Source organism: Leptothoe sp. PORK10 BA2 (assembly GCF_034932105.1).
Taxonomy (GTDB): domain Bacteria; phylum Cyanobacteriota; class Cyanobacteriia; order Phormidesmidales; family Phormidesmidaceae; genus Leptothoe.
The window spans coordinates 1-4,884 of sequence record NZ_JAYGIG010000192.1; the positions used below are offsets into that span (position 1 = coordinate 1).

Genomic DNA, 4,884 nt, shown 5'->3' on the forward strand with positions numbered 1-4,884 from the left:
TGTTGGGACTAGATTGGCGTTCATATTCCAACTCTAGTCCTATTTCCTGCTTGATGCTCTACAACCTCCAACTGACAATACTTCAGCCCCTTTACTGATGGCCGAGGAACACCGGTTACGCCCTTTACTTACTCTCAGCTGTTTCTGGTATTGCCGATGTGGATGCAGTTAGTCTCTCCCTGGCGGAGGCAGCTAAACAGGGCCTGGCGGAGTCGGTGGCTTACTTTGGCATTTTGATTGCTGTGGCGGTTAATACCCTGGTGAAAGCGGGTTTAGTTTTTGCGATCGCCGGACAAAAGCTGGCTCGCTGGTGCGCTTCTATTTTACTAGTGGCATTGACGATGAGTTTTATGATGACATTTTTGGTTTAGCTGCTCCGAACGGTTGTAGAGGCAGGTTAACTGAATAGGGATGACTGAAGCATGAGCAGGGATTGCTGAAGCAAATCAGAGATGCTATTTCCCAAGGAGAGTATTCAGGAGTCAGGAGTCAGGGCCTCAATGGCTTCTGGCCCCTGATTCCCCACCTAGCCAGGATTTCTCGGCTTAAGTTAAACTCCTTGAATCTCAGTACAACAGACAATATGAATCAGATTTTAGCTATTAAGTCAGCAACTCGCATCGCGGAAGTGATAGCACCTTCATGTAGTCCATCGCTGAGATAGGCACCCGCGTGGTAGGTATTATTCTCGCCATTTTTGGCGACCACTTCATCGCGATAACGGAAAGATTCAACGCTATAAAGCGGTGTGTGATGTTCCTGAACATGCTGGACCTTGGCCTTATCAATTAGGCTAGCGAGGTTGAAAGAGAGGCTATAGCAATCGCCAGACTGCACATCACAGAGCTGGTTGAGAGAGGCGTTATAGCCCCAACCGCGATCTCCCTGGAAAAAGTCAAATTCTCCTGGATTCTGAATGCCATAGGGCTCATACATGGAAGTATCGGTGTGGAGAATGGTGCGAATATGATTCTCCTGCCAAGCCGAGAACCGACGTTTCTCCGCCGGGGTGGGGTCTGCCAGCAGCTTCAGCACCTGATCCGGCGGTGCCGCCAGCACCAGCTTGTCAAACTGCTGGATGCCTTGCGGCAGCTCCACGACAATGCCCTGGTCCGTCCTCCGAATGCCGGTGATCTGGGCATTGAGCACCACCTTGCCACTGAAGCGCTCTAGGATTTTTTCGATGTAGGTGTAAACGCCCCCCTTGATGCGGAACCACTGGGTGAAAATGTATTGGCGCAGGGCTGGAATAGCCAATTCAGCGGGGAAATTATCAATCAGTTCAAAGGGCATGGAGTAGCTGTAAAGGGTCAACAGCTTTAGCCAGGTATTGCGCACGCAGGGTCGCGGCAAATGCTGAGACATTGGCTGATCGTAAAAGTCTTGCACTGTGGGAAACTGCATCCTGACCCAAAAGCCTGCCGAGCGAGCATAGAGGGTATCTAGCCGTAGGTATTCGATCAGGCGTCGCCAACCGGTGAAATTTCGGCGAATCATTGTTGCGGAAAGGAAGTGATGGCCATCCTTAAAGCAAATTGCTGAGCCTAAATCAACCTGCTCTAACACCACTCCAAGCTCCTCCATCAGGGCTCTGAAATTGTGAAAGACGGCCGGAAACTCTAGTACGCCATTTTCCAAAATCTGCCCACAGTCCGAATGGTTAGGCTGCACATTTTTATTCAGGGTTTTGATATGCCCACCCAAGCTCGGCTGACGTTCAAACACTGTGACTTGGTGACCCTGCTTGTCCAAGAGATAGGCGGTTACCATGCCACTTGCACCACCACCTATAATTGCAATTTTCATAATCTCTAAGGCTTTTCTAAAATGACATCGCCAGACAGTCTTTGATAGAGCAACGCTCCAGTCCAGAAGGTGGGAGCAAAACCGGGGTAACCCGAGGAGGCATTGCAGAAGTAGAAGTTTTCTAAGGAGGTCAGATGGTTGAGCCGCCCCAGCCCCATATTTTTAGGCGTGAGACTAGAGCCATAGGAGTTACCGTTGGGGCAATGGCAAAAGCGTTCGTTAGTGGTGGGGCTGCCGGTAATTTTGAAGACAATATGCTTCCTAAAGTCAGGAATATATTGTTCTTCCATGATATCGAGAATGCGCTCAAGAATTTCTTCTTTCTTTTGGCTATAGGCTTTGCGATCGCACTCTAACAGATCTTTAAAGTAGGCATAGTTGGCCACCGTCAGAAATTCCACGATTTGGCAATCTGCCGGGCAATCTCGCCCGGCCTCTGTGAGTAAGGTCGGCGTTGTAATGGCAAAACTGAGATTCGAGAAATCGTTCTCAACATACATCTGCTCAAAAGCATCATTGAGATTGGGATGTTCAGTATGAAACGTATTCCATTTCCCGAAGCCATAGTCTCGCAGGTCCAGATCCTTAACCACACAATAGGCCATGAAATTTGAGGGAGAGTAGTCATAGGAGAGCTTCTTACGCACTGCCTTGGAGAATTTTTCGATGCCAATCATCTTGGCTGCCCGTTTGGGATCCATGTTGCAGATCACCGTCTGGCCCATAAAGTCTTGGGTCTGGTGGGTGATGCGATGCATCGCCTGCAAGCCGTAAACAGTTTTGCCATCGACTAAGAAGTTCACCACCTCTTGGTTTAGCAATACCTGGCCTCCATGCTCCTCAATGGCCTGAACCAGGGCATTAATTACAGATTCAAAATGTTGGGTGGGATAGAACGCACCTTCTTGATAGCCGCAGAACAGCACGACCCAGGCATAGAAAGAAAGCTGGTTTGGGGGCAGCAAAAAATCAGGCCACTGCAGGGCCAGCAAGGTTTGAACTGCTGCCGGTAGTTTGAACCGATCAAATACATCCTGGAGGGTGCTGTTGAGGTACTGGGCGGTGGTAACAGCCCGGCCCAAGTGGCCCAGAATGTCCAGAGGCTGTACGGGGGGCGACAGGAGCTTGAGGCCAGCTCGCACCGTTTGCACTTCGGCAATGAAGCCACGGATGGCAGATTCATGCTCAGGGAAGAGGTGTGTGAGGCGATCTCCCAACACCTCTGCATCCGATGGAATTTCCAGCCTATAACCTGGCATTCGCATATGGTCAAAGCCATCGGGGTTATAGCGTTCAAAGGTGATTTCCTGGTCCAGCCCCAAACGCTTGAGCACTCGATTCACCGTGTTGCCCTCACCGCAATCCCAGACGTAATGCAGCTGAGCATTGAAGGTGTACTGCTTGGCCAGGGTGAAGCTATGGCCAAAACCACCAGGGTGCTCGTGGGACTCCAGGATTTGGACTCGCTTGCCTGCCTTGGCCATGAGTGCGCCGAACACCAACGCAGAAATGCCGCTGCCGACGATGAGATAGTCCGTCTGAGAATTGGCCTTCATTGAGCCCCCTTGAGCAACCTGCTCAGCTAAGCGAATAGGAATAGCCTAGGGTTTGATCTTGAGGAACTCATGAGGTTTCAAGCTTCAGGCTGCAAGTTGCGGGCCAGATCTTCGCGAACCTTTTGAATCGCCTCATGGCAGGGGGAATAAGAGACCTTATCAGAAATAGTCGGAACCCTTGCTACACGAGCGTTTCAACGACCTTGGGTCAGTCAGCTGAAACGCTCTCACCGTAAGGCTTGGGGTCCATTTTTAACTTTTTATTACCGATCATGTCTAATGCATGAACAGCTTGTGGAACTCGATGGGCAGGAGGACGCTGAGAACAATCTCCACTTGATCGCAAACGCGGATACAGCGGGTACAAAGCACACAGGGATTGGGATCCAAGCCAAAGCGAGCATGGGAGATATCAACGGCATGCAGAGGATGCTGGTAGGCAAAGCGAACATGATCCATGCCTAGATCTACCGCTAGGTCCTGAAGTTCGCAGTTGCCGTTGGCAACGCAGACTGCGCACACATGGTTACCCCCTGCAAATAGCAGTTCAACAATCATGCGGCGGTACTACTGTAGACGTGGGGTGTTGGTTTGTACTTCCATTCCCTAAGCAACAGCAGTGATGCAAGCCGATAGTCTTTGGCAGATATCACCTTAGGGAGTTGCAGATAACTAGAGTACCGGTTACGACTCAGATTTACATCATTGCCCATGCTCATAAGATCCTCAACTTTCAGGTCTAACTTAGAAGCTGAGAAGAGAATCAGGTTGCTTGTTTGGAGCAGTGAGATTCTCCTCTTTGCAAACAGCGAATGTTCAATATGATGGAGGTAAGTATGTCTCTCATTCGTAAAGATCCGATCAAAAATATTACCCATTGGGAACCTTTCCATGAGCTTGAGCGCTTACAGCGTGAGATGAATCACCTATTTGATCGCTGGGCACCTGTAGGCCTTAGCATGCCTATGGCGAATGGATTTGCGCCTTTGGCTGAGCTAAATGAGACCGACGATGTCATTAACCTTAAGCTGGAAATTCCTGGAATGGAGGCCAAGGATCTGGATGTCCAAGTAACAGGCGATACGGTCATTGTCAAAGGCGAACGTAAGACGGAAAGCAAGACTGAGGAAGATGGTATCTTCCGATCTGAGTTCCGCTATGGCGAGTTTGAACGCATCATTGCATTACCTGGAAAAGTTGAGGCCGAGACTGTAACCGCCGAGTACAAGGATGGCATTTTGACGCTGAAGCTGCCCAAAGTTGAGGTAGCAGAAAAGACTGCTGTTAAAGTACAGGTTGGTTAGCCTAGAGGTAGGAAGCCAGGAGAAGATTGCCTTGTTCTTCTCCTGGCTTTGCCTTTGCTTGCTTCTGATGACAATCTGTTGGGCATCAGAATTAACTGGACAGTGCGAAGTTTTTCTTTAAGTTGACAGGTGCAGCCCTTGGGAAAAGAGATTGCCTACGGGGTGCGTTGCCATCGCTCAAAGCAACGAACATTCCAATACCCAAAGAGCAAGGAATG

At 49.8% G+C, this 4,884-nt stretch carries 3 protein-coding genes and 2 pseudogenes; 2 read left to right on the forward strand and 3 right to left on the reverse strand.

Features of this window, described 5'->3' with window-relative positions:
* Nucleotides 1–131 precede the first annotated feature (131 nt).
* Nucleotides 132–371: pseudogene (locus VB741_RS25950) on the forward strand (DUF4010 domain-containing protein); the annotation flags it as partial.
* A gap of 217 nt (nucleotides 372–588) precedes the next feature.
* On the opposite strand, the gene VB741_RS25955 reads toward VB741_RS25950, so the two are convergent.
* From VB741_RS25955 to VB741_RS25965, 3 genes and pseudogenes are all read right to left on the reverse strand, one after another.
* The gene (locus tag VB741_RS25955) at nucleotides 589–1,806 is read right to left on the reverse strand and encodes an FAD-dependent oxidoreductase (protein ID WP_323368127.1); all 1,218 of its coding nucleotides are present in this window, start codon (nucleotides 1,804–1,806) and stop codon (nucleotides 589–591) included.
* Nucleotides 1,807–1,811: 5 nt separating this feature from the next.
* A complete protein-coding gene (locus tag VB741_RS25960; RefSeq protein WP_323368128.1) occupies nucleotides 1,812–3,362 on the reverse strand; it encodes a phytoene desaturase family protein in 1,551 nt (516 codons plus the stop codon).
* A 330-nt stretch (nucleotides 3,363–3,692) separates the two neighbouring features.
* A pseudogene (locus VB741_RS25965) lies at nucleotides 3,693–3,998 on the reverse strand (bidirectional hydrogenase complex protein HoxU); the annotation flags it as partial.
* 200 nt (nucleotides 3,999–4,198) lie between these two features.
* On the opposite strand from VB741_RS25965, the gene VB741_RS25970 reads away from it, so the two are divergent.
* Nucleotides 4,199–4,666 carry an Hsp20/alpha crystallin family protein gene (locus tag VB741_RS25970; RefSeq protein WP_323368130.1) on the forward strand — a complete coding sequence of 156 codons (468 nt, stop codon included), beginning with the start codon at nucleotides 4,199–4,201 and terminating at the stop codon, nucleotides 4,664–4,666.
* Nucleotides 4,667–4,884 lie beyond the last annotated feature (218 nt).